We start from the raw sequence: 26,341 nt of genomic DNA, 5'->3' as shown, positions 1-26,341 counted from the left end.
GGTGCGCTTAACGGTGTTAAGTTGTCAACATGGCTTCGCGAATCGACCGGGACGTGGTGGTGGAGACCGCCCTGCGGCTGCTGAACGAGACCGGCCTGGACGGGCTGTCCCTCCGGCGGATCGCCAAGGAGCTCGACGTCCAGGCGCCGGCGCTCTATTGGCACTTCAAGAACAAGCAGGAGCTGCTGGACGAGATGGCGACCGCCTTCTTCCGGCGGCTGTTCGCGACCACGATGCCGGCAGGCGAGCCCGGGGCGGCGGGCCGGTGGCCGTCCTGGCAGGAGATGGTCGTCCGCAGCTGCGCCGTCTTCCGCCGCGAACTGCTCAAGTACCGCGACGGCGCCAAGGTCATAAGCGGCACGCGGATGACGGACGACAGCTTCGCCGCGCCGCTGGAACACTTCCTCGGCCGCTTCGTCGAGGCGGGTTTCACCGCCGCCGAGGGGGCCCGCGCCTGGTGGACCGCGTACAACTACACCATCGGGATGGTCATCGAGGAGCAGTCGGTGCACCCCGACCCCGGGCACCCGGAGGTCCGCGATCCGGCGTACGACCTCGACGACCGGGAGCGGCGGCTGGCCGCGACGTACCCGCTCGCCGCGGGGGCCGGGCGGACGCTCTTCGGCGACTCCCAGGAGGCGTTCGAGAGCGGGCTGCGGATCATCGTGGCCGGGATCGAGGCCATGCGCGGGGAGCGGAAGGGGAGTTGAGGGCCGTCGCGTCGGGGTGAGGCGACGGGATCTGTCGTCGGACCCCCGCCCGGCGCCCACATCCCGGCGACGCTGCGAGCGTGCGTGCCAGACGCCGCGACGCCGCGGAGATCCGTCAGAAGCGCCCTAGGTCCTGCGGCGAGGGTCGATGGCGCGGCGCAGGCGCGGGGTCAGGGGGCGTTCGACCCAGCGGTGGAGCACCCAGGCCAGCAGCAGCATCAGGGCGACGGTCAGCAGCAGCGTGGCGGAGGAGGGCAGGCCGGCGCCGCGGTGCAGGGCGCCTATCACGACCCAGCCCAGGTGCTCGTGGACGAGGTAGAAGGGGTAGGTCAGGGCGCCGGCGACGGTCAGCCAGCGCCAGTCGGCCCAGCGGAACGCGCCCAGTGCGACGGCGGCGACCAGGGCGAAGCCGACGGTGACGACGGCGACGATCACCGTCGCCGAGCGGTAGGAGAAGGCGTGCACGGACGGCGCGTGCCAGAGCCCGGCCACCGCGTAGTGCTGGCCTATCAGCCAGCTGACCAGCACGATCGTCCAGGCGACCGGGTCCCGGCGGCCGAAGCGGTGCAGCAGGTACAGGCCCACGCCGCCGATGAAGAACGGGGCGTACTCGGGCATCAGCACGGTGGTCAGGAACGGCTCGTGGGAGGACTGGGCGAGCGCGGCGGCCAGCGTCCAGCCGGCGCAGAAGAGGACCACCCGGCCGCGGGTGGCGCCCGGCAGGACGACGCACAGCGCGAACAGCGCGTAGAAGCGCATCTCGGCCCAGAGGGTCCAGCAGACGCCGAGGACCCGGTGCACGCCCAGCGGGTACTGGAGCATGGTGAGGTTGGTCAGCACCTCGCTGGGGGCGAGCGCCTTGAAGGCGACCCAGGGGAGCGCGAAGACGGCGGTGACCAGGAGGATCGCCACCCAGTACGCCGGGTAGAGGCGGCTGATGCGGGAGGCGGCGAAGGAGCGCAATCGTCTCAGTCCGGGCGTAGCCCGGCCCACCGAAGGGTGGTGGTGGGCGACGGGCGGGACCCAGCCGCTGAGGCAGATGACGAAGCCGCTGATGACGAAGAAGATCTGGACGCCGAGGCAGCCGTAGGCGAACGCCCCGGAGAGGGCGGGGAATTGGCGGGCCGGGGAGTCGCCCCAGGCCCGGGAGACATCGCCGCTCCGGCCGCCGTAGTGGTAGGCCGCGACCATCAGGGCGGCGATCAGCCGCAGCCCGTCCAGGGCACGCAGCCGGGCGGCGCCGCCCCGGCCCGGTATCGCGGTGTCCCGGGCGGCGGCCGGCGCGGCACCCGGGGCGCCGGCCGCGGTGCGGTCCGGTGCCGTGCGGGGCGCGCCGGCCGCCGGTGAGGTGGTGGTCATCAGGCGGCGGACCACTTCTTGAGACGGCGCTGCTTCAGTCGGCGCTGTACGGCCCGGGCCCGGCGCGCCATCCGGCGGAGCGCGGCATTGCGCGGGATGAACGACAGCTGGGACGGGATGGCGCCGGGCAGCGCCAGCGCGGTCAGCCGGCGCCGCTTGAAGTAGCGCCGGGTGTACGGGTCGAGACGGGTGGCCAGATACCGCTCGGCGGCCGGGCGCAGCTGCGGGTGGATCTGGTGCTGCATCGCATAGCCGACCGCGCTGACCAGCGGCCCGACGTCCGCCGGGGTGGCGTGGGTGCGCGGCCGCGGGCGCCGGTCGGCCAGGTCCGGGACGAGCGCGTCCACCAGCGTCACCGGCATCCGGTTGCTGTTCTGGTAGGGCGTCAGCCGGTCCAGCAGCAGACTCGTGCCGGTGCGGGCGACGGGCAGGTCGTAGAAGGCGGACGCGGTCAGCAGCGCGGTGGAGAAGCAGCCGACCACCAGCGCGGGGCGGGCCCGCTGGTAGAGGACCTCGGCGATCACCGGCCGGTCCAGTACGGTCAGCGCGACCCCGAGCTTCTCCGCCTCCCGCTCCAGCAGCTGCGACCAGCGGGCCGGCGCCGTCGGATGCGGTTTGAAGACGATCTCGCGGTGGCCCCGCTGGACCGCCCCGCGCACCATCTTGACGTGCAGTTCCTCTTCCTCCTGCGGGGTGAGGATGGAAAGGGCGGAGAGGTACTGGCCGAGCAGCAGCGCCGCGCCCTCCGGGACACCGGCCAGATCGCCCGACTCCGCGCTGTGGTCGGCGAGTTCGGCCAGCACCTTGGTGAACGCCTCGGCCGGTACGACCTGGGGCACCACCCCGAACTCGGTGAGCAGCAGCGGCGTCAGGCCCGGGACCAGGTCCAGGTGCAGCAGCCGGCCGATCCGGGTGCCGATCAGCGGATCGAGCTTGTCGCGGGTGGGGCCGTAGCTCATCAGCCCGTCGGCGTAGACGTCGATCGGGGCGTCGGGGAAGAGCTGGGCGAGCGCCATCGCCGGGTTGACCTGGATCGACTCCACCGCCAACTCGACCTGATCGTCGCCCAGTTCCCACAGCAGCCGCAGATGGCGCTCCCACAGCGGGACGTCGTTGGGGCGCGGGGACCAGCCGCCGGGGTGGAACGGGCGGATCGTCTCGTTCCACGACAGGACGCCGTCGAAGCGGTCCCGCAGCCGCGCGAAGCCCGGCATCGCGTCCAGCGCCGGATGGACCTCCGGGGTGGCCGCGTTGTTGGCGATCAGCAGCAGCCGGCGCTCGGCCGGGGGGAACAGGTCGGCGTCCAGCGCGGCGGCCAGCGTCGCCGCGCCGTAGAGGGTGGACGCCAGGAAGATCTGGGTGCGGGGGCGGGCGGGCATCAGGCGGCGACCTCGGGGGTGGGGGTACCGCCCTGGTCGAGCGGAGTCGAGTCCTTGGGGGACGGGCGGCGGCGCACCCGCCGCAGCCGGGACGCGCGCTGCACGTCCATGGAGTCCAGGGCTTCCTTCAGTACGTCCTGCGGCATGCGTCTCATGGCCGCGGCGCTCATCGCGCGCAATTTACGGGCGACCGGCGGCTCGAAACGTTCGATCGAGCCGAGGTGGTGGGCAATGATCGCGCAATAGGTGCGCACCGCCTTCGGCAGCAGCAGATGCGCCTGGGGATCATGTGCGGTGTCCTCGATCACCTGGTCGAATGCGCGAATGAAGTCCAATTGCCGCACGTCTCCGATCTGGGTCAGCGAGGACGCCACCCCGCGCCGGTAGAAAACGCCCAGCAATCCCGTCACCGCCATGGATTTCGCCTCGCGGTGCAGCCGCCAGATCCACGGCCGGTCCTCGGCGGTGCGCAGTCCGTCGGTGAAGTGCAGCAGCCCGTCGTCGAGCAGCCGGCGGTGGTAGATCCCGGCCCAGGCGTAGGCGTAGTCGACCGAGGTGGAGCGGTCGGCGGGCAGGATCACGCTCCGCGGATCCACCACCACCCCCCGCCGGCCGTGCGGGACCCGGTGCACGGTGCGCGCCCGCGCGGTGCACTGGACGTGGTCGGTGCGCACGAAGTCGCATCCCAACTCCTCGATGACGGCGAGGAGTTCGGGGAGGTAGTCGGGGGCCAGCCAGTCGTCGCCGTCGAGGAAGGTGACGTACTCCCCGCGGGCCGCGTCCAGACCGGTGTTCCGGGCGGTGGCCAGACCGCCGTTCCGCTCGTGCCGCAGCAGCCGGGCGCCCGGCAGGTCCGCGGCGGCGCGCTGGAGGATCTGCGGCGTCTCGTCGTGTGAACAGTCTTCGACGAGCAGGAATTCGAAATCCTCGCGAGAGTTCGCCGCCAGGCTTTTCAGAGTATCGGGCGCGTATGTCTGCACGTTGTAGAACGGCACGACGACGGAGAGCTTAACCACCCCCGTGACGTTAGGGGTGGTGCCCGGCATTCGTCTTGACGCGGTGCGTACTTGGCGGTGAACGAAGAATGGCGGGATGGTTAACCGAGCCGGATATCGGGCGGTATCCGGGTGGGTTCGGTATTCGTCGGTCGGCTGTTAACCCTTTGTTGCTCCCGCGTTGGCCCGCCAACCGTCGCACCTTCCTAGCGTCTTCGACGTGCCATCACGTACCCATTCCGCACCGCGGGTCGCGGTGCTCGCCGATTCGGACACCCGGTGGAAGTGGGGCGCCCTGACCGCCCGTCGGCTCCAACCGGACGCCCGGCTCGACGGCTATCTGCTCCGCGGCCGCGCCACCCCCACCGTCCGCCAACTCGGCGAGGTCGGCGCCCGCCCGGACTCGCTGCGCGAGATCAGGGGGGTGGACTTCCTCGACCTGATGGAGCGCGGCGTCCGCGGGGCGGACCGCACGCACTGCGACGTGCTGGTGCTGGCCTGCGTCGGCGGCGCCGTGCAGGCGATGCTGCACGGGCTCGGGCACGCCTGGCGCGCCGGGGGGCGGCGTCCCGTCGTCGTCACCGGCTACGTCGGCGTGGTCTACGAGAAGCTCGCCGACGGCCTGCTGCTGCGGCACGGCGCGGATGCGGTGCTCGCCAACTCCCGGCATGACGCGGACCGGTTCCGCGCGGTCTACCGGGGCGTCGGCGCGCCGGACGAGAGCGTCGTGGAGTGCGCGCTGCCGTTCCTCGGCGGCGACGCCTACCAGGCGCCGCACGCGCCCTACACCGTGGTGTTCGCCGCCCAGCCCTCCGTCCCGGAGACCCGCGAGGCGCGAACGTACCTGCTGCGCCGGGCGGTTGAGCACGCCCGCCGGCATCCCGACCGCGAGGTGCTGATCAAGCTCCGCAGCAGGCCCGGCGAGCACACCACCCACATCGAGGAACTGCCCTACCAGAAGCTCGCCGCCAAGATCCCCGGCGGACTGCCCGCCAACTGCCGTCTGGTGTACGGCAACATGGGCGAGGTCCTGGACCGCACCGACCTGCTGGTCACGGTCAGTTCCACCGCCGCGCTGGAGTCGCTGCACCGCGGTGTCCCCACCGCCGTCCTCACCGACCTCGGTATCCGCGAGGCGCTGGGCAACCACCACTTCCTCGGCTCCGGCTGCCTGGCCTCCTGGGACGAACTCGACGCCGGGCACCGCCCGGAGCCCGATCCGGAGTGGCTGGCCGGGCAGGGGGTGGCCAGCGTCAAGGCCGGGGGAGGCCCGTACGAGCGGGCCTTCGACGCCGCCCGGGACCGGGTCGCCGCGCTGGCCGCCGCCGACCGCCTGCCGCCGCTCGCCCCGTACTACACCCCCCGCACCGCCCCCGGCTATCTGCCCGGCATCCTCGCCCGCTACGGCCTGGACCCGCGGGGCGCGCCGCTCGCCGGGCACGCCGGGGAGCCCCAAGAGGCCGGCGGGCTGAGGAAGTTCGCCCGCGACACGGTCCGCGAGGCCGCCCGCGGGGCCTACCGGCACGGCGTCCAGCGCGTCGCCCCCGCCATCCGCCGCTGGGGGCAGCTGTGAGCAGCCCCCGCCCGACCAAGGAGAGCGCTATGCCCCCCACCGTTGTGGCCGTCATCCCCGCCCGCGGCGGCTCCAAGGGCGTCCCCGCCAAGAACCTCGCCGCCGTCGGGGGCGTGCCCCTGGTGGCCCGCGCGGTCCGCGCCTGCCGCGCGGCCCGGCTGGTCACCGACGTGGTGGTGTCCACCGACGACGCCGGGATCGCCGCCGCCGCCCGCGGCGCCGGCGCGATCGTGATACGCCGCCCCGGCGAGATCGCCGGCGACACCGCCACCAGCGAGGCCGCGGTCCGGCACGCCATGGACGCCTACGAGACCGAACAGGGCCGCAGGGTCGACGCGGTGCTGCTCGTCCAGTGCACCAGCCCGTTCCTGGGCAGCGACGACATCGACGCGGTGGCCGCGGCGGTCGTCGAGGGCGGTGCGGACAGCGCCCTGACCGTCGCCCCGTTCCACGGCTTCGTCTGGCGGGACGCCGAGGCCGCCGAGCCCGGCGAGAACGCCACCGACGGCGGCCGCGGCGTCAACCACGAGAAGTCCTTCCGGCCGCGCCGCCAGGACCGCCCCCAGGACCTGCTGGAGACCGGCGCCGCCTACGCCATGGACGCGGCCGGCTTCCGCACCAGCGGCCACCGCTTCTTCGGCCGCACCGACCTCGTCCGCACCGACCCCGCCCGGGTCCTGGAGATCGACGACCCGCACGACCTGGCCCGGGCCCGCGCGCTGGCCCCGCTGCTGGACGGCGCCCGCCCCGGCGCGCTCCCCACCGGCGACGACATCGACGCCGTGGTCCTCGACTTCGACGGCACCCAGACCGACGACCGGGTGCTGATCGACGCCGACGGCCGGGAGACCGTGGCCGTGCACCGCGGCGACGGCCTCGGGATCGCCGCGCTGCGCCGCTCCGGGCTGAAGCTGCTGATCCTCTCCACCGAGCAGAACCCGGTGGTCGCCGCCCGCGCCCGCAAGCTGAAGGTGCCCGTCCTGCACGGCATCGACCGCAAGGACGCCGCCCTGAAGCAGTGGTGCGAACAGGCCCAGGTCACCCCGGAGCGGGTGCTCTACGTCGGCAACGACGTCAACGACCTGCCCTGCTTCGACCTCGTCGGCTGGCCGGTGGCGGTCGCCTCGGCCCATGACGTGGTGCGCGGCGCGGCCCGCGCGGTCACCACCACCCCCGGCGGCAGCGGCGCCATCCGCGAGATCGCCGGCTGGCTCCTGGGCCCGTCCCTGTAGACCCCACCCCCTACGTCACCCCCGAACAGAACGAAGGAACCTCCCATGAGCAGCACCTCCCGCCTCCGCTCCCTCGGCGACCGCCCGGTCGGCCCCGGCCGCCCCGTCTACGTCACCGGCGAGATCGGCATCAACCACAACGGCGACCTGGAGAACGCCTTCGCACTGATCGACGCGGCCGCGGACGCCGGCTGCGACGCGGTCAAGTTCCAGAAGCGGACCCCGGAGGTCTGCACCCCGCGCGACCAGTGGGAGGTCGAACGCGACACCCCCTGGGGCCGGATGACCTACATCGAGTACCGGCACCGCGTGGAGTTCGACGAGGACGGCTACCGCGCCATCGACGCGTACTGCAAGAAGCGCGGTATCGCGTGGTTCGCCTCCCCCTGGGACGTCGAGTCCGTCGCCTTCCTGGAGAAGTTCGACGTGCCCTGCTACAAGGTCGCCTCGGCCTCGCTCACCGACGACGAGCTGCTGCGCGCGCTGCGCGCCACGGGCCGCACCGTCATCCTCTCCACGGGCATGTCCACCCCCAAGCAGATCCGGCACGCGGTCGAGGTCCTGGGCAGCGACAACATCGTGCTCTGCCACGCCACCAGCACCTACCCGGCCAAGGCCGAAGAGCTCAACCTCCGCATGATCCACACCCTTCAGGCCGAGTACCCCAACGTCCCGATCGGCTACAGCGGCCACGAGACGGGCCTGCAGACCACCCTCGCCGCGGTCGCCCTCGGCGCCGCCTTCGTCGAGCGGCACATCACCCTCGACCGCGCCATGTGGGGCTCGGACCAGGCCGCCTCCGTCGAGCCGCAGGGCCTGACCCGCCTGGTCCGCGACATCCGCACCATCGAGGAGTCCCTCGGCGACGGCGTCAAGAAGGTCTACGAGAGCGAGCTCGGCCCGATGAAGAAGCTGCGCCGGGTCACCGGCGTGGTCGCCGAGGCGGAGGCCGCCGACCTTGAGCCGGCCGCCGTCTGACCGGCCGGCAGGAGTTCTGACGTGAACTCACCCGAAGGGACCCGCGCCGCCGGCGCCGAGGTCCCGCCCGGGGAGGCGGCGGGGACTCCCGCCCGCCGCCTCCCCGGGGTCCCCCGGCAGCGCAACCGGACCGAACCCGGCGGTGACGAGATGAGCCCCGCCCCCGCGGACACCGACACCCTCGCCTTCGTCGAGAGCCCGGTACAACTGCTCAACGTCCTGGAATGGTCGCACACTTCGGCCCGCGCCGAGCGGCCCGCCGACCTCACCGTCGTCGTGCTCGCCCCGCGCGATCCGATGACCCGCGGCCAGCTGCGCCGGATGGCCGAACTCGCCCGCGAGGAGGGCCACACCGTGCGCTGGGAGGAGGCCCGCGGCGGCACCGCCGCCCCGCTGCGCACCATCGGCGGCCTCACCCCGCTGCTCCGCCGCGCCCGCCGGGTCGTCCTCGGCGACCCCTTCTCCCGCTATGTGCAGCTGCTCCTGGGCCTGACCCGGGCCCGCGACCTGGTGGTGGTCGACGACGGCACCGCCACCATGGAGTTCATCGGCCAACTCGCCCGCGGTGAACGGCTGGTGCGCTGGCACCGGCACGGCGCCGGACGCGGCCCGCGCGAGGTGCTCTTCGCGCCGGTCGCCGCCACCGCCCGGCGCCGCCTCACCCCCGGCCCGGAGGGGTCCCGGCGCCGCCGCACCGTCGCCCTCTTCAGCTCCATGCCGGTCGAGGCGCCCGAGGGCATGACGGTCACCGCCAACGACTTCGCCTGGACCCGCAGCCGCTTCGGCCCGCCCCGGCCGACCCGCACCGCCGACATCGTCGGCACCTCCCTGGTGGAGACCGGCGTCGTCGACACCGACCGCTATCTGGCCGCGGTCGCCCGCCTGGCCCGTACGCACGGCGCCACCCGCTACTTCGCCCACCGCCGCGAACGGGCCGGCAAACTCCACCGGTTGGCCACCGAGACCGGTCTGGAGGTGGTCCGCCCCGACCTCCCGCTGGAACTGATCGCCCGCCGCGGCCCGGTCGGCCGCCTGATCCTCAGCTTCCCCTCCACCGTCGTGCACACCCTGCCGCTGGCCCTCCAGGGCACCGGGGTCCAGGTCGCGGTCTGCGACATCGACCCCGCCTGGCTCACCGCCCACGCCTCCCCGCGCGCCCAGGGCTTCCTCGACGACGTCACCGGCACCGCCCGCGACGTGCGCCGGCTGGGGCCGGCCGGACACGAGAGCGGGGTCTGACCCCGCCGCGGCGGGACCGAGCGCGGCAACGGACACCACGGGCCCCTCCCCGCGCCGCCGGGGAGGGGCCCGCGCGCAAGCCCGCTCCGGCCGGGGCGGCGACTTTCGGCCCTCCCGCGAAGCCAGGTCAGATGAGCGCCCCGCCGCGCCGGCCCGGAACCGCCCGGACCGCGGACGGGAGACCCGCTGGCCGGGGGCCGCCGCTCCGCATCAGGCAAGCCTTACCTTCCGCCGTCCGCGCCACCACCGGACTGGCTTTTATTCCGTGTTCCCCAAACCCCCTTATCAACAGGCGACTTGACACGCATTTACGCGTGCCATGAGGCTGACCGCGTATTCGCCGACCGGATGTTCCCTCGACCGCTGGCGCAGTCCCGGAACCGTTCCCGCAGCAACGCATCTCCCCGGCGTCGTACGCGCTGACGGGCGGCTCTTCCCGGGCCAGGAAAGCGAGAACACCTTGCCGTTCGTGATCGCCGAACCCTGCGTGGATGCCGAAGACCGGGCCTGTTCGGACGCGTGCTGCTCTCCGTCGACCACGGTTGAGTCGAGGCCCTCCCCGCGCCCACCGCCGTAAACCGGCAAGGCCCGCTCCCACCGCGATATTTCCCGCTCCGACCAAGGCTTTTCCCGCTCCGACCGCGCACCTTGCGTGCGTCCCCACGGAAGGAAGACAGCTGTGTCGCAGAAGACCTGGGACCAGGAACCCCACCCCGCCCGGCTGGAAGAACGCCTGGACGACGGCGTCGTCCGATGCCATCTCAGCCCCCGCAACTGCAGAATACGTCCCGGCCAGCACGGATTCTGCATGGTGCGGGCCAATCGGGACGGGCGCCTGGTGACCTTGAACTACGGGCGTTCCGTCCACGCCACCGAAGAGACCATCGAAACCGAGGCGGTCTTCCACTACGCGCCCGGCGCCCGGATCCTCTCCATGGGAAACGTCGGCTGCATGCTGAACTGCGACTACTGCCACAACTGGAAGACATCGCAGGCGCGTTATGTGGAAGACAAGGACATCTACCACTACACGCCCGAACAAGTGGTGGACATCGCGCTGCGGCACGACATCAAGGTCATTTCCTGGACCTACAACGACCCGGTCGTCTGGCATGAGTTCGTCGTGGAGACGGCCGCTCTCGCCAAGGCCGCGGGTCTGGTCAACCTCTTCAAATCCGCCTTCTTCATCAGCGGTGAGGCGATCGAGGAACTGCTCCCGGTCATCGACATCTTCTCGGTGTCGATCAAGTCCCTGGACCCCAAGTACTACCGGAAGATCACCAAGGGGTGGCTGGAGCCGGTCCTGGAGGGCACCGAGCAGGTCTTCCGCGCCGGCAAGCACGTCGAGGTCTCCACGCTGATGGTCACCGACCTCAGCGACGACGAGAAGACCGCCCGGGAGATGGCGACGTTCGTCGGCGAGCGGCTCAGCCCCGAGGTGCCCACCCACTTCGTGCGCTTCCACCCCGACTACAAGATGACGGACACCATCCGCACGCCCGTCGACCGGCTGGAGCGGGCCCGCAAGATCGCCCTGGACATGGGGCTGCACCACGTCTACCTGGGCAACGTCTACGACACCGAGTCGACCAACACCTGGTGCCGCCAGTGCGGCCAGCTCCAGGTCACCCGCTACGGCCTCAACGCCGACATGGCCGGCCTGGACGCGGACGGCTCCTGCGTCTCGTGCGGCACCCGCGCCCCGATCGTCCAACTCCCCGGCGCCCGGCGGCGCGCCCGGGTACCGGAGCCGCCCGCCGCCGAGCGCGTGGAGGTGGCGCACTTCGACTGGCACGGCGACGTCCGCGCCCTGCACGTCCAGGTGCGCAACACCGCCGACGCCCCGGTGCGGGCGTACCACCGCCGCTACGGCGACCCGGCGGCGGACCAGGGATGGGAGGTCATCGACCTGGCGCCGCAGGAGAGCTTCCGGTACATCGCCGCCAAGAGCACGGCGGACGAGACCGGCGTGCAGGTGGCCGTCCCGCCGCAGTGCACCTCCAGCCTCCACCAGGTCTTCGACCGCGCCCACTTCCCGACCGTGGAGGCCGGCGCCGGGACGCTGAACGACGACATCTCGCCGCTGCCGCTCTTCCAGCCGAGGACCAGGCGGTGAGCGGGGCACCGCCGGGGGGAGAGGCCGTCATGCGGCACGGGACGGACTACCGCGTCCTGCCGTTCAGCGACGACACCTCGGCCGTCCTCCTGACCGGGAACCACCGGCTGCTCCTCGCCCCGCACGACACCGCCGAGCGGCTGGCCGCCGGCGCCGACCGTCTGCTGCCCGACGAACGGCGGGCCTGGGAGCGGCTGCGGACCGGCACCGCGCCCGGCAGCGAACCCAACCGGCTGCGCCTGGCGGAGAGCACGCCGAGCGACGGCGCCGACTTCGCGGTCAACGTCAACCTCACCAACGTGTGCAACCTCGCCTGCACCTACTGCTTCGCCGAAGGCGGCGACTACGGCCGCATCACCGAGGCCATGGGCGAGCACTCGGTCGCCTGGATCTTCGACTTCGTCCAGCGCTACGCCGCGCCCGGACAGCGGATCCGCTTCGAGTTCTTCGGCGGCGAACCGCTGGCGAACTTCGCGGTGATCCGTACGATCTGCGCGCGCGCCCGCGCCCTCGCGGCGCACTCGGGCACCGAGTTCGTCCACCGCATCTCCACCAACCTGACCCTGATGCCCCAGGGCGTCGAGGAACTCTTCCGGGACTACCGCTTCATCGTCTCGGTCTCGATCGACGGCGGCCGCGAGGTGCAGGACGCCAACCGCCCGTCCAAGAACGGCAAGGGCTCCTTCGACCGGATCATCCGCAACGTGGCACGGCTGCGCGAGGCGTGCGGGGACGATGTCACGCTCGTCGCGCGGATGACGATCGCCACCGCGGAGCCCACCCTCACCGAGAACGTGCGCGACCTGTGGCGGCTGGACCTCTTCGACTACTTCCAGATCTATCCGGGCGTGTACCCCGTGGAGCAGGGCACCAAGGTGCCCATCGCGCTCACCCTGGGCGACCGGAAGCTGTCCGAGCCCAGGGGCATCCAGTACATCAACCACTTCCTCCAGCCCGGCATCGTCGAGCAGTTCAAGGACTTCCTGGTCCACTATCCGCGGCTGTTCGCCCCCGGCAACCGGTTCAAAGGGGTGCTGGAGTACGAGCGCGCGGTGCAGATGATCAGCGAGGGGGCCACCGCGCTGGCGTTCTGCTCGGGCGGCCGGACGTACTACACGCACTCCCCGGACGGCAGCATCAGCCCCTGCCACCGCCTGGTCGGCGACGAGAGCTTCGACGTGGGCACCGGTGCCGAGGGCCTCACCCGCGAGCACCCCGAGTGGCGGCGCACCGTCGACGAACACCCGGTGTGCGGCGCCTGCTGGGCCCGCTATCTGTGCGGTGGGGGCTGCCGGCAGGAGAACCACGTGGCCTCCGGTGACCTGAACGACCTCAACACCGAGTCGTGCCAGTACCAACTGATGCTCGCCGAGGAGGTGATCAAGATGCTGGCCAGGTCCGGCGCGGCCTACCGGGAACGGTCGCGGACGCGCTACGACGACCTGTTCGTCTCGTGCGGGCGCCCGGTCGTGCCCAACGAGCGGCCCGACCTGGAGTCCGCGGCCGACTACCGGCCCTTCCACGTCCTGTGCTGACAGGCGCCCGCTCCGCCCGTTCCCGTTCGTCCCGCACACCGAAGCCAGGTCAGCCGCGACGAAGGAGCCACCGCAGATGGCCGAGAAGATCATCCGGCGGAACATCCACACCTACCCGTTCAAGTACCGGCACCACGACTACGACGCGTTCTTCCGCCCCGAGAGCGCGGTGCTCTACCTGCACGTCCCGTTCTGCATCACCAAATGCGGGTTCTGCGACTACACGGTCTACCTCAACAAGAGCGAGCAGCACTTCGCGCAGTACGTCGCGGCCCTGGAACAGGAGATCCGCGCCTTCGCCGCCAACCGCCTCTTCCCCGAATTCCGGGTGGACGCGGTCTATTTCGGCGGGGGAACCCCCGGAATCCTCACCGGCGACCAGAGCGCCCGTCTGCTCGATGTGTGCCGGGAGAGCTTCCCGTTCAACGAGGGTGCCGAGATAGGGCTGGAATTCGACCCCTCGACGGTCGACGAGGCAAAGATCGCACGCATGCGGGAAGCCGGATTCAACCGGCTCAGCATCGGCGTCCAGGCATTCGACGACCGGCTGCTGGAGATCTGCAACCGCTCGCACGACGCGGCGACCGCCGAGCGCGCCTACCGCACCGTCGTCGACGGCGGGATCACCCACACCAACATCGACCTCATCTTCCCGCTCCCCGACCAGTCCCTGGACGACTGGAAGCGCAGCGTGGACCGCGCCATCGCGCTCGAACCGGCCTGCATCACCGCCTACGGCCTGGAGATCTGGCCGAAGACGGCGTTCCACTCGCTCATCACCTCCGGGAAGATGGCGCTGCCCACCCCGCAGGACGAGCGCCGGATGTACGAGTACGCCATCGACGCGCTGGAGGCGGCCGGCTTCGCCCGCCGCAGCTCCACCGGCTACTACCACCCCGACCGCTGCGCCGACTACTCGCGGTTCCTGGAGTACTACTGGCGCACCTGGCCCATGATCGGCTTCGGGGTGTCGTCGAAGAGCGTGATCCACGACCGGCTCTTCGTGAACGTCAAACCGCTCAAGAGGTACTACGAGATGGTGGGCAACGGGCAGATCCCGCTGGATTTCGCCACCTACCTCACCAAGGAACAGGAGATGCGCCGCGTGATGATTCGCGGCCTCAAGATGTGCGAGGTCTACCGGCAGGACTTCCACGACCGGTTCGGCGTCGGTATGGAGGACGTCTTCGGACAGGAAATCGAGCAACTCCTGGAGAAGGGCCTTCTGGAACGGCGGGGCGCGGATGTGTACGCGCTGACCAGGCTCGGCCAACTCCTCTCGACCAATGTGTACGAGATGTTCTACACGCACGACGATCTGAGTCCCGCCGAAGGCGATGAGGTACGCTTCGGCATATCGGAACTCGTCGAATGAAATAGCCGAAGAGCAGGACGAGAACGGGAATTGAGAGGGGTCACGCGGAATTGCTGTCACGCCCGGAGCCATGCCGAATCGGAATTTCCGCAGCGGCCGGTGCGGGGCCGCGGTGACCCTCCTTCCCGCGTGGTCCGCCGGCCTCGGTCTCGGGTTCTTCGTGGCCCTGCCGCTGGGCCCCATCGGCCTGCTGTGCGTACGCAACGTCCTGCGCGACGGCTTTCCGTCCGGCTGGGCGATCGGCCTGGGCGCGGCACTGGTGGACGTCACCTATGCCGGCCTGGGCCTGGCCGGCGTCGGCCGCCTGGTGGACGTCCCCGCGCTGCGGACGGCGCTGGGCCTGGCCGGGGCGGCGGTGCTGGCGTACCTCGGCCTCCGCTCGCTGCGTGCCGCCTTCCGCGCCAGGCCCGATGCGGCGGAGGAGGGGAGCGCCGCGGCGGTGCGCCCGCTGGCGGCCTTCCGCACGGCGCTGGCGGCGACCGCGGCGAACCCGGCGACCATCGGGTACTGGGCGGCCGCGTTCGCCGCGGCCACGGCGGCGAACGTCACCGGGACGACGGCCGCTTCGGTCTCGATGCTCATCGGCGTCGGCTGCGGCACGCTGCTGTGGTTCACCCTGCTGAGCCTGGGCGTCCTGGTGTTCCGGCGGCGGTTCAGCGCCCGGGTGCTGAAGGGCGTCGACCTGGTGGCCGGCGTCGGCGTCCTCTGCTTCGGCGGCTTCCTGGCCTACCAGGCGCTCGCCTGATCCGCCCGACACCCGCCCCGCCGCGCCCAGTTGGGGTGCCCGCGGTGGCGGCGGCGCACCGCCCTGGGGCCGAGCATTACGGGGAGCGATAAAGCCCGGGTTGATACCCCTCCCGTGGACCGTTCATGCACCGGCGGCCTGAATTTCTTCCCCTGAGGGGCTGAACTTTTGTTGATCGAGGGCCAGTTGCCCTGCTCCGACCCGTAACCTTCAACAGGTGAACCAATTGATGTCCCGCGCCGCCGACGAGCCGCACGCCCCCGCCCTGCCCGGCCTGCTCCCCGAGTCCCTTCGCGCCGAACTCCTTGCGTTCCGCCGCGACTTGCACATGCACCCGGAACTCGGCAACCAGGAGTTCCGGACCACCGCAGCACTCAAGGAGCGCCTGGAGCGCGCCGGACTCCGCCCCCGGGTCCTGCCCACCGGCACCGGCCTCGTCTGCGACATCGGCGCCGACCGCGGCGCCCCGGCCGGCGGACGGCTCGCCCTGCGCGCGGACATCGACGCGCTCCCCATCCCCGACACCAAGACCGTCGACTACGCCTCCACGATCCCCGGTCGGGCGCACGCCTGCGGACACGACGTGCACACCACCGTCGTGCTCGGCGCCGGCCTGGTCCTCGCCGAACTGGCCCGGCAGGACCGGCTGCCCCGTCCGGTGCGACTGCTCTTCCAGCCCGCCGAGGAGGTGCTGCCCGGCGGCGCCGCCGAGGCGGTGGCGAACGGGGTGCTGGACGGCGTCGGGCGGATCCTGGCCGTGCACTGCGATCCGCGGGTGGACGCCGGCCGGATCGGGCTGCGCACCGGCCCGATCACCTCGGCCTGCGACCGGCTGGAGATCACCCTCGAAGGACCCGGCGGCCACACCGCCCGCCCGCATCTGACCACCGACATGGTCACCGCGGCGGCCCGGGTCGCCGTCGACGTCCCGGCGCTGATCGCCCGCCGCGTCGACGCGCGGGCCGGCCTCGCCGTCACCTGGGGCCGGCTGGAGTCCGGCCACGCCTGCAACGTCATCCCGCAGCGCGCCGGGCTCTCCGGCACCGTCCGCTGCCTGGACCTGAGCGCCTGGCGGCAGGCGCCGGACCTGGTCCACGCCGCGATCGACGAGGTCGCCACCCTGCACGGCGCCAAGTCCCAGATCGACTACATCCGCGGCGTCCCGCCCGTCGTCAACGAGCCGGACAGCGTCCAGCTCCTGCACGACGCGATGGCCGCCCGCCGCGGCGCCGCGGCCGTCGAGGACACCGAACAGTCCCTCGGCGGCGAGGACTTCTCCTGGTACCTCGAACACGTCCCCGGCGCCATGGCCCGCCTCGGGGTCCGTCCGCCCGGCGAGCTGAGCAGCCTCGACCTGCACCGCGGCGACTTCGACGTCGACGAGCACGCGATCACCGTCGGGGTGGAGCTCTTCACCGCGGCCGCGCTGCTCTGACCCCGGCGGAGCGCACATTTCGCGCCACATCCCGCCGGTACGGGCGGTCGGCACTGCGCCGGCCGCCCGCCGTGTTGCCGGGGTGCGCGCTGGGAGACAAATCGATAACGGCCACGCAGTAGAGGGTTTTGCGCCAGGTCTACGCGCGTTAATCTCCCGTCTAGCCAGCGCCAATGGGGGCGCTTACTGCGAAGGGAAGGCCCCGTGCGTCGGGTCATCAGGATTGTCGCCGCGGCCACCACCACCGGGTGTCTCGCGCTCACCGCCACCGGCTGCGGACAGAGCTTCGCCGAGGCGCACCGCGCGTCGCACGCCGGCGTCGGGCTGGCCTTCGACATCGGCGGCCGGGACGACCACTCGTTCAACGAGGCGGCGGCCCGCGGAACCGAGAACGCCCGCCAGAAGCTCGGCGTCAAGGTCAAGATGCTCACCGCGAAGAACGGCGAGACCGAGGCCGACCGCGAGCAGCGCCTCACCTCGTTCGCCGAGGCCGGCTACAACCCGGTGATCGGCGTCGGCTTCGCCTACAGCCAGTCCGTGCAGAACGTCGCCAAGGACTTCCCCGACATCACCTTCGGCGTGGTGGACGCCGTGCCGACCGGCAAGAACGTCGACGCGATGGTCTTCGCCGAGCACGAGGGCTCCTACCTCGCCGGGGTCGCCGCCGCGCTGAAGAGCAAGACCCACAAGGTGGGCTTCATCGGCGGCGTGAACAACGCGCTGATCCAGAAGTTCCAGGCCGGCTTCGAGCAGGGCGTGCGGGACACCGACCCGAAGGCCAAGATCGTCTCGCAGTACCTCTACCCCAACAACGACAAGGGGTTCAACGACCCGGCCGCGGCCAAGGCCAAGGCCCAGGGCATGCTCGACGGCGGCCTCGACGTCATCTACTCCGCGGCCGGCCAGTCCGGCGCCGGCTCCATCGAGGCGATCAGCAAGGTCAAGGGCGCCTGGGCGATCGGGGTGGACTCCGACCAGTACCAGCAGCCGGGACTGGCCCGCTACAAGAACCACATCCTGACCTCCGTGGTGAAGAACGTGGACGTGGCCGTCTTCGACCTGATCAAGAGCGTCGAGCAGCACAAGCCGCTCACCGGCATCCACACCTACGACACCCAGCACGGCGGTGTCTCGCTGGCCACCTCGGGCGGCTTCATCAAGGACATCCAGCCGCAGATCGACGCGGCCCGGAAGAAGATCATCGAGGGTCAGGTGAAGGTCAAGGAGACGCCGTAGCTCCCCGGGCCGGGCTTCCCGGCCCCTCGTCCCCCTTCTTGGGACCCAGTCGTCCCCATCTTCTTCCGCCCCGTCCGCTCCTTCGCCCCTGAGGGGAGTGCGCCATCAACGCAGCGCCCACCAGCAGCAGCCCGCCCGGTCAGGCCGCCCCTGCCGTAGAACTCCGCGGGATCACCAAGAGGTTCCCCGGCGTCGTGGCCAACCACGACATCCACCTGACCGTCCGCCGCGGCACCGTCCACGCCCTGTGCGGTGAGAACGGTGCCGGCAAGTCGACCCTGATGAAGATCCTCTACGGCATGCAGAAGCCGGACGAGGGCACCATCGCGCTCGACGGCGCACCGGTCGCCCTGCACTCCCCGGGCGACGCCATCGCCCGCGGCATCGGCATGGTGCACCAGCACTTCATGCTCGCCGACAACCTCACCGTGCTGGAGAACACCGTCCTCGGCGCGGAGAAGCTGCACGGCATCGGCGCCGGCGCCCGCGCGCGGATAGCCGAGATCTCCGACGCGTACGGCCTGAACATCCGGCCCGACGTGCTGGTCGAGGACCTCGGTGTCGCCGACCGGCAGCGCGTGGAGATCCTCAAGGTGCTCTACCGCGGCGCCCGGACGCTGATCCTCGACGAGCCCACCGCGGTCCTCGTCCCGCAGGAGGTCGACGCGCTCTTCGACAACCTCCGCGAGCTCAAGTCCGAGGGCCTGACCGTCATCTTCATCTCGCACAAGCTGGGCGAGGTGCTCTCGGTCGCCGACGACATCACCGTCATCCGGCGCGGCACCACGGTGGCGTCCGTCGAGCCGTCGAGCACCACCCCCGAGCAGCTGGCCGAGCTGATGGTCGGCAGCGAACTGCCGTCCCCCCAGACCCGCGAATCCACCGTCACCGACGAGGAGATGCTGCGGGTCGCGGACGTGCACCTGTCGGCCACCGACGCGGGCGGCGAGGTCCGCACGGTGCTGGACGGCATCTCGTTCACCATCCGCAAGGGCGAGGTGCTGGGCGTCGCCGGCGTCGAGGGCAACGGGCAGGCCGAGCTGGTCGAGGCCGTCATGGGCATCCGCATGCCCGACGGCGGGACCATCACCCTGGACGGCACGGACCTGTCCCGCTCCTCCACCCGCGCCCGCCGCGAGGGCGGCATCGGCTACATCCCCGAGGACCGCCACCGGCACGGCCTGCTGCTGGACGCCCCGCTGTGGGAGAACCGCATCCTCGGCCACGTCACCGAGCGCCCCAACAGCAAGGGCAAGCTCCTCGACCTGGCCGGCGCCCGCAAGGACACCGAGCGGATCGTCGCCGAGTACGACGTGCGTACCCCCGGCATCGAGGTCACCGCCGCCTCGCTCTCCGGCGGCAACCAGCAGAAGCTGATCGTCGGCCGCGAGATGAGCCACCACCCCAAGCTCCTGATCGCCGCCCACCCCACCCGCGGGGTCGACGTCGGCGCGCAGGCGCAGATCTGGGAGCAGATCCGCGCCGCCCGCCGCGAGGGGCTGGCGGTCCTGCTGATCTCTGCCGACCTGGACGAGCTGATCGGCCTGTCCGACACCCTGCGGGTGATGTACCGGGGCCGGCTGGTCGCGGACGCCGACCCCGCCGTGATCACCCCGGAGGAGTTGGGCTCCGCCATGACCGGTGCCGCCAGCGGCCACCTCAGCGCGTCGGACGACGCCGCCGTCGCACAGGGGGGTGGCGAGAAGTGAGCACGACCACCCCCACGCCAACGGCCGGGCGGAAGCCGGCCGTCGACGCCGTCGCGCGCAGCGCGGCGCGGGACAAGGTGCTGCTGGGCATCGCCGCGCCGGTGCTGGCGATCGTCGCCGCGGTCGTCATCAGCTCGCTGGTCTTCCTGGCGTCCGGCGAGAACCCGTTCCGGGCCTACGGGATCATGGCCGACTACGGCCACTACAGCGACAGCCAGGTCTGGATCGTCAACAAGGCGGTGCCGTACTACCTTTCGGCGCTCGCGGTGGCCATCGGCTTCCGGATGAACCTCTTCAACATCGGCGTCGACGGGCAGTACCGGCTGGCCGCGTTCGCCGCGGCGGCGGTCGGCGGCGCCGTCGCGCTGCCCGGCGCCCTCCAGATCATCCTGCTCATCGTCATCGCGATGCTGGTGGGCGCGGTCTGGTCCGGTATCGCGGGTCTTTTGAAGACCACCCGCGGGGTCAGCGAGGTGATCACCACGATCATGCTGAACTCCATCGCGGCCTCGGTGATCGGCTACTTCCTCCAGGACGGCCGGCTGGCCATCAAGGACGGCAACCTCCTGCACACCAAGTTCCTGCCGGAGTCCAGCCACTTCTTCGCCTTCCCCACCCACCCCAAGCCGGTCGAGGGCTTCGTGGTGGTCGCGCTGGTGGCCGGCGCCGTGTACTGGTTCCTGATCAACCGCACCCGCTTCGGCTTCGACCTGCGGGCGGTGGGCGCCTCCGAGTCGGCGGCCGAGGCCAGCGGCGTCAGCGTCAAGCGGATGGTCGTCATCAGCATGCTGCTGTCCGGGGCCGCGGCCGGTCTGGTCGGCATGCCGACCCTGCTGGGGGAGTCGTTCCAGTACGGCACCGACTTCCCGGCCGGCATCGGCTTCACCGGCATCGCCATCGCGCTGCTCGGCCGCAACCACCCGGTGGGCATGGCGTTCGGCGCCCTGCTGTGGGCGTTCCTCGACCGCACCGGCTCCCGGCTGGAGTTCGAGGGCTACGCCCAGGAGATCGTCGGCGTCATCCAGGGCGTGATCGTGCTCTGCGTGGTCGTCGCCTACGAGGTCGTACGCCGCTACGGGCTGCGCCTCCAGCAGCGCAAGGTCGGCGCGGAGCTGGCCGTACTGGCCAGGACCGGCGACGGCGCCGGCAACGCCGACAACAGTGACAAGCCGGAGGTGACGGCGTGAGTACGGAGCTCAAGTCCGCGGCGCGGTCCGCGGCCCCCGACACGGGCGGCGGGAAGCGGAAGCTGACCTACCCCTGGATCCTGCTGATCATCGCCGGCGCGCTGGTCGCGGTCTCCGCCCTGCGGGCCGTCAGCGGCGCCACCGACCTCACCTCCGCCGGCCAGTTCGGGGCCGCGCTGAGCGCCGCGGTGCCGATCGGCCTGGCCGGTCTGGGCGGTCTGTGGGCCGAGCGGTCCGGCGTGATCAACATCGGCCTCGAAGGCATGATGATGCTCGGCTCGTTCGCGGCCGGCTGGGTCGGCTGGCAGCACGGCCCCTGGCTGGCGGCCGCGGCCGGCATCATCGGCGGCGCGCTCGGCGGCCTGGTGCACGCCGTCGCCACCGTCACCTTCGGCGTCGACCACATCGTCTCCGGCGTCGCGATCAACATCCTGGCGCTGGGCGCCACCCAGTACCTGGCCACCCTGCTGTTCGGCCACGAGGGCAGCGCCGCGATGGCGGCCGGCGGCAACGACAAGCAGTCCCCGCCGATGGCCGACATGCCCACCTTCACCGTCCCCGGCCTCGCGGACTGGCTGAACGGCATCGAGGGCCACCACTGGTTCCTGGTCTCCGACCTCGCCGGCGTGCTCGGCGCCGCCGTCACCGGCGTCTCCTGGCTCACCCTGCTGACCGTCGGCCTCTTCGCCGGCACCTTCTTCCTGCTGTGGCGCTCGGCGTTCGGCCTGCGGCTGCGGTCCTGCGGCGAGGCGCCGCTCTCCGCCGAGAGCCTGGGCGTCAACGTCTACGCGTACAAGTACGTGGCGGTGCTGGTCTCCGGCGCGCTGGCCGGCCTCGGCGGCGCCTTCCTGTCGATCGGCGTGCACTTCTACCAGGACGGCCAGACCGGCGGCCGCGGCTACATCGGCCTGGCCACGATGATCTTCGGCAACTGGCGGCCCGGCGGTGTCGCCCTCGGCGCCGGCCTGTTCGGCTTCATGGACGCCATGCAGCTGCGCAGCGGCGGCCCGACCGTGCACGCCCTGCTGCTGGGCCTGGCCGCGCTGCTCGCCGGGCTGGCGCTGGTGCGGCTGCGCGCCGCCAAGAAGGCCCAGGCCGCCCTCGCCGCGGCGGCCGCCGCCGTTCTGGTGGTCTGGTACGCCCTCTCCGCCAGCGTCCCGCTGGAACTGGTCGAGGCCAGCCCCTACATCGCTACGCTGCTGGTCCTGGCGCTCTTCTCGCAGCGCCTGCGGTCCCCGAAGGCGATCGGCAAGCCGTACCGCCGGGGCCAGGGCCACTGACGCGCGAAGGAAGACAGCACGTATGACGCACGAGGTGCCGGTCGACTGGACCGCACTGCGGACGCGGGCCCGGGACGCGATGTCCCGGGCCTACGCCCCCTATTCCGGCTATCCGGTCGGCGCCGCCGCCCTGGTGGACGACGGCCGCACGATCACCGGCTGCAACGTCGAGAACGCCTCCTACGGCCTCGGCCTGTGTGCCGAATGCGGCCTGATCTCCGCCCTGTTCGCCGGCGGCGGGGGCCGGCTGACCGCCTTCACCTGCGTCGACGGCAAGGGCGAACTGCTCGTCCCGTGCGGCCGCTGCCGGCAGCTCCTGCACGAGCACGGCGGACCGGAGCTGCTGGTGGACACCGCCGCCGGCATCCGGCCGCTGGCCGAGCTGCTGCCGGACGCGTTCGGCCCCGGGCACCTGGCCGGATGACGGCGGGCGGCGCCGGCCGCCGCCCGTCCTGGCCACTCGCGCGTCTATGCGTGTAGAACGGGAGTTACCCGTTCGAAAGGAACCGCCCATGGACGCCATCTCCGTCATCCGTACCAAGCGCGACCGCGGTGAGCTGACGCCCGAACAGATCGACTGGGTGATCGACGCCTACACCCGCGGCGAGGTCGCCCACGAGCAGATGTCGTCCCTCGCCATGGCGATCTTCCTCAACGGCATGAACCGCCGGGAGATCGCCCGTTGGACCGCCGCCATGATCGCCTCCGGCGAGCGCATGGACTTCTCCTCGCTGCCCCGCCCCACCACCGACAAGCACTCCACCGGCGGCGTCGGCGACAAGATCACCCTCCCGCTCGCCCCGCTCGTCGCCGCCTGCGGCGCCGCTGTCCCGCAGCTCTCCGGCCGCGGCCTGGGCCACACCGGCGGCACCCTCGACAAGCTCGAATCCATCCCCGGCTGGCGCGCCCTGCTGTCGAACGACGAGATGCTGGACGTCCTGCGCACCGTCGGCTCGGTCATCTGCGCCGCCGGCGACGGCCTCGCCCCCGCCGACAAGAAGCTCTACGCCCTGCGCGACGTCACCGGCACCGTCGAGTCCATCCCGCTGATCGCCTCCTCGATCATGTCCAAGAAGATCGCCGAGGGCACCGGCGCCCTCGTCCTGGACGTCAAGGTCGGCTCCGGCGCCTTCATGAAGAACCTCGACGACGCCCGCGAACTCGCCTCCACCATGGTCGGGTTGGGCACCGACCACGGCGTGCAGACGGTCGCCCTGCTCACCGACATGGCCACCCCGCTCGGCCGCACCGCGGGCAACGCCCTCGAAGTCCGCGAATCCGTCGAGGTGTTGGCCGGCGGCGGCCCCCAGGACGTCGTCGACCTCACGCTCGCCCTGGCCCGCGAGATGCTCGACGCGGCCGGTCTGAAGGACGCCGACCCGGCCAAGGCGCTGGCCGACGGCTCCGCGATGGACCACTGGCGCCGCATGATCACCGCCCAGGGCGGCGACCCGGACGCCACCCTCCCCGTCGCCCGCGAACAGCACACCGTCACCGCCGCCGGCACCGGCACCCTCACCACCCTCGACGCCTACGCCGTCGGCCTGGCCGCCTGGCGCCTGGGCGCCGGCCGGGCCCGCAAGGAGGACCCGGTGCAGGCCGGCGCCGGCATCGAACTGCACGCCAAGCCCGGCGACCGGGTCACCGCCGGACAGCCCCTCCTCACCCTGCACACCGACACCCCGGAGAAGTTCGACTACGCGCTCGCGGCCCTGGACGGCGGGGTCGAGATCGACCCGTCCGACGCCCCGTTCGCGGCGCGGCCGGTGGTGTGGGAGCGGATCGCCTGACCTGCGATTTTCCCATTCGGGTGAACGGGATCGGTGGACCGGCGCCGGTCCCGTTCGGCATGCTGGGATCGGTGACGTACCGATAGAGGAGCACACCATGGCAGCAGTGATCGCCGAGCGCCCCCACCATGCTGATGAACGCGGCTGGAACGAGGCGCTCCGCACCTGGGAGCAGACGGACGCTCCGGAGGGCTGCAAGGTGGAGATCATCGAGGGGATCGTCACCGTGGCACCACCGCCGGAGAGCGACCACAACGACACCGCGGACGAGCTTCAGCGGCTGCTGTACACCGTCATCCCTCGCGATTGGGGCATCTACCAGACGCAAGGGTTGACCGTTCCGAGCCAACACGGGCTGTACATCCCCGACTTGGCGGTCATTCCCAAGAAGCTGCTGCCGCGCCGCGGCGAGCGCCGCATGGCCGATGCAGCCGAGTTGATCGTCGAGATCACTTCCCGGTCCAATGCCAATCATGACCGGGTCGAGAAACTGCACGGTTACGCCGACGCGGGCGTTCCGCTCTACCTGTTGCTGGATCCCTGGCATTCCGGCAGGCCCACCGCGACCCTGTACGGGCAGCCGGCGGGCGGTCTGTATCGCGTGCTGGAAACCGTGAAGTACGGCGACACACTCCACCTGCCGGCACCGTTCGACGTCACGGTCGATACCGCGCTCTTCCCCACCGGCTGAAGCCCGCTCACGACGAAGGACCCGCCCCGCCAGGACAGGTGGTGGGGCGAGTTGCCTGCAACCGGTGGGCGAGAGCGTCGAGTTGACTCACCGGAGCGCGAGCACGTCCACCAACTCGGCAAGGCTCCCGATCCGCCAGTCCGCCGCCGAGGTCGTCTCGGCGTCCGCCCACAGGTGCCCCCATGGGCCCCGGCGCAGGTGTGCCGTGCGCAGGCCGACGGCGCGCGCCGGAACCACGTCGTTCTGCGGATGATCACCGACGTGCAGCACCTCGTCCGCCTCGACGCCGGCCAGTTCCACGGTGCGGGTGAAGAAGTCCGGGTCCGGCTTTGCCACTCCCCACTCCCCGGACACGGCCACCGCGTCCACCGGCAGGTCGAGGGCGCGCAGGAGATCACCGGCCCGCCGGGTCTGGTTGCCCGCCACGACCACGCGCATCCCGGCGTCGCGGAGCGCGGCCAGGGACGACCGGACGTCGGGGTACAGGTCGGTCTCGTCCAGGAACTCGCCCCGGCCGGCCCGCTCCATCGCCTCCCGCTCCGCCTCGACGTCGATGCCCGGCCGGACGAGCCGCAGAGCCTCGGCGTTGTCCCGCCCCTGCGCAACCACCGCGCCGACCAGGGCGGACAGCGTGTGCCGGCCGACGCCGAGCCAGTCGGCCCATGCGCCCCACCCGCGGTCGTCCCTGATCAGGGTTTCGCCGACATCGAACGCCACAGCACGGATCATGCGGGCAGCCTACGGTGGCCCGATGCGGTTGGCGGGGGTGCCCAGGGTGACTACGTGAGCGCATCATGACCGCTGCATCCCCTTCGGCATTGCCCGCCGCTGACCGGCCGGAGCCGTTGACGTGACCGACCTTCCCGCCGAGCACGCCGCCGCCGTATCCGATCGCGCAATCCTGACCGGTAGTGCGTACCGCACCGGAAGAGACCTCGCCGCGCGACAGTCCCTCTATCAATGGCAACAGCCACGCTATGACCTGCCGGGAATCGTCGTCGAGCAGCTACGCCACACGCATGGCACGGTCGTCGATATCGGCTGCGGTAATGGCAAGTTCCTTGCGCGCCTGCGGCAGGACCGGCCTGGCCTGCGGCTTCTCGGTCTTGATGTGTCCCCCGGCATTCTCGCTGACGTTGCCGGGCCGGTAGCAGTGGCCGATGCCGTTCGGCTTCCCCTGCCCTCGGCGAGCGTCGACGCGGCGTTGGCTCTGCACATGCTTTATCACGTCGAAGACATGCCGGCCGGAATCGCCGAACTCTCCCGCGTCGTCAAGCCAGATGGGCGGTTGATCGTCACCACGAACAGCGAGCGGGAGAAGGCGGAGCTGGCCCGCTTGTGGGAGCGTGCGGCGGCGGACGTTCTTGGTGTGGAGAAGGGGCCGGAACGGATTTCCCTCAGTGCCAGGTTTCCTCTGGAAAAGGCGGTGGATCTGCTTGGTACGTGCTTCGGCCACGTCGAGACGATCGCGCTGCCCGGCACCATCACCGTACGCAGCCCTGAGCCGGTGGTCGCCCATATGAAGTCGTACCGGGCGTGGGCGGATCGACAGGACGCACCTTTCGAGGAAACGATCGAACGAGCTCGGGAAATCGTGACCGAACACATCGAAAAGTCGGGGTCGTTCGAGATCGGCTGTCTCGGCGGAATGCTCGTCTGCACTCGATGAGGCAGCGGCCCCGCCGTACGGCACCCCGCCGCCCACCCCCGGACCAGGTGACTCGTAGGGGCGAACGAGGGCCGTGAACCGGCGCGGGCCTCGATCCCCGTGGTGCAG

22 protein-coding genes are annotated in these 26,341 nt (G+C 71.4%); 18 read left to right on the top strand and 4 right to left on the bottom strand.

The window, feature by feature from the left end:
- Positions 1 to 29 precede the first annotated feature (29 nt).
- Entirely contained in the window at positions 30 to 710 is a 681-nt protein-coding gene (locus tag ACIQE0_RS03700; RefSeq protein ID WP_402328810.1) for a TetR/AcrR family transcriptional regulator C-terminal domain-containing protein, read from the top strand.
- A 126-nt stretch (positions 711 to 836) separates the two neighbouring features.
- Here the strand turns inward: ACIQE0_RS03700 and ACIQE0_RS03695 are convergent, their stop codons facing one another.
- The 3 genes from ACIQE0_RS03695 to ACIQE0_RS03685 are packed head-to-tail and all read right to left on the bottom strand — an operon-like array spanning position 837 to position 4,464.
- Positions 837 to 2,069, bottom strand: coding sequence for an acyltransferase family protein (locus ACIQE0_RS03695; RefSeq protein WP_402328808.1), 1,233 nt, complete (start codon positions 2,067 to 2,069; stop codon positions 837 to 839).
- The gene (locus tag ACIQE0_RS03690; RefSeq protein WP_402328807.1) at positions 2,069 to 3,448 is read right to left on the bottom strand and encodes an alpha-2,8-polysialyltransferase family protein; all 1,380 of its coding nucleotides are present in this window, start codon (positions 3,446 to 3,448) and stop codon (positions 2,069 to 2,071) included. The genes ACIQE0_RS03695 and ACIQE0_RS03690 overlap by 1 nt, the downstream gene beginning before the upstream one ends.
- On the bottom strand, positions 3,448 to 4,464 hold the full coding sequence (locus ACIQE0_RS03685; protein ID WP_402328805.1) for a glycosyltransferase family 2 protein: 1,017 nt from the start codon (positions 4,462 to 4,464) through the stop codon (positions 3,448 to 3,450). The genes ACIQE0_RS03690 and ACIQE0_RS03685 overlap by 1 nt, the downstream gene beginning before the upstream one ends.
- 199 nt (positions 4,465 to 4,663) lie before the next feature.
- Between ACIQE0_RS03685 and ACIQE0_RS03680 the strand changes: the two genes are divergently transcribed.
- The 16 genes from ACIQE0_RS03680 (at position 4,664) to ACIQE0_RS03605 (ending at position 24,564) form a co-directional block, all read left to right on the top strand.
- Positions 4,664 to 6,016, top strand: a complete 1,353-nt coding sequence (locus tag ACIQE0_RS03680) for a DUF6716 putative glycosyltransferase (RefSeq protein ID WP_402328803.1) — start codon at positions 4,664 to 4,666, stop codon at positions 6,014 to 6,016.
- A gap of 29 nt (positions 6,017 to 6,045) precedes the next feature.
- A complete protein-coding gene (locus tag ACIQE0_RS03675) occupies positions 6,046 to 7,248 on the top strand; it encodes a cytidylyltransferase domain-containing protein (protein ID WP_402328801.1) in 1,203 nt (400 codons plus the stop codon).
- A gap of 45 nt (positions 7,249 to 7,293) precedes the next feature.
- On the top strand, positions 7,294 to 8,226 hold the full coding sequence (locus tag ACIQE0_RS03670; protein WP_366331138.1) for an N-acetylneuraminate synthase family protein: 933 nt from the start codon (positions 7,294 to 7,296) through the stop codon (positions 8,224 to 8,226).
- A gap of 150 nt (positions 8,227 to 8,376) precedes the next feature.
- Positions 8,377 to 9,465, top strand: coding sequence for a hypothetical protein (locus ACIQE0_RS03665; protein WP_402329230.1), 1,089 nt, complete (start codon positions 8,377 to 8,379; stop codon positions 9,463 to 9,465).
- Positions 9,466 to 10,144: 679 nt separating this feature from the next.
- Complete coding sequence (gene amrS, locus ACIQE0_RS03660; RefSeq protein ID WP_402328798.1) at positions 10,145 to 11,581, top strand: AmmeMemoRadiSam system radical SAM enzyme; 1,437 nt, start codon at positions 10,145 to 10,147, stop codon at positions 11,579 to 11,581.
- A gap of 29 nt (positions 11,582 to 11,610) precedes the next feature.
- Positions 11,611 to 13,116 carry a radical SAM protein gene (locus tag ACIQE0_RS03655; protein WP_402328796.1) on the top strand — a complete coding sequence of 502 codons (1,506 nt, stop codon included), beginning with the start codon at positions 11,611 to 11,613 and terminating at the stop codon, positions 13,114 to 13,116.
- A 76-nt stretch (positions 13,117 to 13,192) separates the two neighbouring features.
- On the top strand, positions 13,193 to 14,491 hold the full coding sequence (locus tag ACIQE0_RS03650) for a coproporphyrinogen-III oxidase family protein (RefSeq protein ID WP_402328794.1): 1,299 nt from the start codon (positions 13,193 to 13,195) through the stop codon (positions 14,489 to 14,491).
- 70 nt (positions 14,492 to 14,561) lie between these two features.
- Positions 14,562 to 15,236, top strand: a complete 675-nt coding sequence (locus ACIQE0_RS03645; RefSeq protein WP_366331142.1) for a LysE family transporter — start codon at positions 14,562 to 14,564, stop codon at positions 15,234 to 15,236.
- A 229-nt stretch (positions 15,237 to 15,465) separates the two neighbouring features.
- Positions 15,466 to 16,671 carry an amidohydrolase gene (locus ACIQE0_RS03640; RefSeq protein ID WP_366331271.1) on the top strand — a complete coding sequence of 402 codons (1,206 nt, stop codon included), beginning with the start codon at positions 15,466 to 15,468 and terminating at the stop codon, positions 16,669 to 16,671.
- Between the two features lie 204 nt (positions 16,672 to 16,875).
- The gene (locus tag ACIQE0_RS03635) at positions 16,876 to 17,907 is read left to right on the top strand and encodes a BMP family ABC transporter substrate-binding protein (RefSeq protein ID WP_366331143.1); all 1,032 of its coding nucleotides are present in this window, start codon (positions 16,876 to 16,878) and stop codon (positions 17,905 to 17,907) included.
- A 194-nt stretch (positions 17,908 to 18,101) separates the two neighbouring features.
- Positions 18,102 to 19,616: an ABC transporter ATP-binding protein gene (locus ACIQE0_RS03630; RefSeq protein WP_366331144.1), complete on the top strand. Its 1,515-nt coding sequence runs from the start codon at positions 18,102 to 18,104 to the stop codon at positions 19,614 to 19,616.
- Positions 19,613 to 20,803 (top strand): ABC transporter permease, encoded by a 1,191-nt coding sequence (locus tag ACIQE0_RS03625; RefSeq protein ID WP_366331145.1) that lies wholly within the window; start codon positions 19,613 to 19,615, stop codon positions 20,801 to 20,803. The genes ACIQE0_RS03630 and ACIQE0_RS03625 overlap by 4 nt, the downstream gene beginning before the upstream one ends.
- Positions 20,800 to 22,083 carry an ABC transporter permease gene (locus ACIQE0_RS03620; protein WP_402328791.1) on the top strand — a complete coding sequence of 428 codons (1,284 nt, stop codon included), beginning with the start codon at positions 20,800 to 20,802 and terminating at the stop codon, positions 22,081 to 22,083. The genes ACIQE0_RS03625 and ACIQE0_RS03620 overlap by 4 nt, the downstream gene beginning before the upstream one ends.
- A gap of 22 nt (positions 22,084 to 22,105) precedes the next feature.
- Positions 22,106 to 22,507 (top strand): cytidine deaminase, encoded by a 402-nt coding sequence (locus ACIQE0_RS03615; protein ID WP_366331147.1) that lies wholly within the window; start codon positions 22,106 to 22,108, stop codon positions 22,505 to 22,507.
- Positions 22,508 to 22,595: 88 nt separating this feature from the next.
- Positions 22,596 to 23,873, top strand: coding sequence for a thymidine phosphorylase (locus tag ACIQE0_RS03610; protein WP_366331148.1), 1,278 nt, complete (start codon positions 22,596 to 22,598; stop codon positions 23,871 to 23,873).
- Positions 23,874 to 23,970: 97 nt separating this feature from the next.
- Positions 23,971 to 24,564 (top strand): Uma2 family endonuclease, encoded by a 594-nt coding sequence (locus tag ACIQE0_RS03605; protein ID WP_402328788.1) that lies wholly within the window; start codon positions 23,971 to 23,973, stop codon positions 24,562 to 24,564.
- A gap of 87 nt (positions 24,565 to 24,651) precedes the next feature.
- Here ACIQE0_RS03605 and ACIQE0_RS03600 read toward each other — a convergent pair whose 3' ends face one another.
- Positions 24,652 to 25,293 (bottom strand): HAD family hydrolase, encoded by a 642-nt coding sequence (locus tag ACIQE0_RS03600; protein WP_402328786.1) that lies wholly within the window; start codon positions 25,291 to 25,293, stop codon positions 24,652 to 24,654.
- Positions 25,294 to 25,414: 121 nt separating this feature from the next.
- Here ACIQE0_RS03600 and ACIQE0_RS03595 point away from each other — a divergent pair, with 121 nt between their 5' ends.
- Complete coding sequence (locus ACIQE0_RS03595) at positions 25,415 to 26,233, top strand: class I SAM-dependent methyltransferase (protein WP_402328784.1); 819 nt, start codon at positions 25,415 to 25,417, stop codon at positions 26,231 to 26,233.
- Positions 26,234 to 26,341 lie beyond the last annotated feature (108 nt).

The organism is Streptomyces sp. NPDC093097, from assembly GCF_044754325.1.
GTDB lineage: Bacteria > Actinomycetota > Actinomycetes > Streptomycetales > Streptomycetaceae > Streptomyces.
The sequence above is the reverse complement of the archived record's forward strand: the minus strand, read 5'-3'. Positions and strand labels throughout refer to the sequence as shown.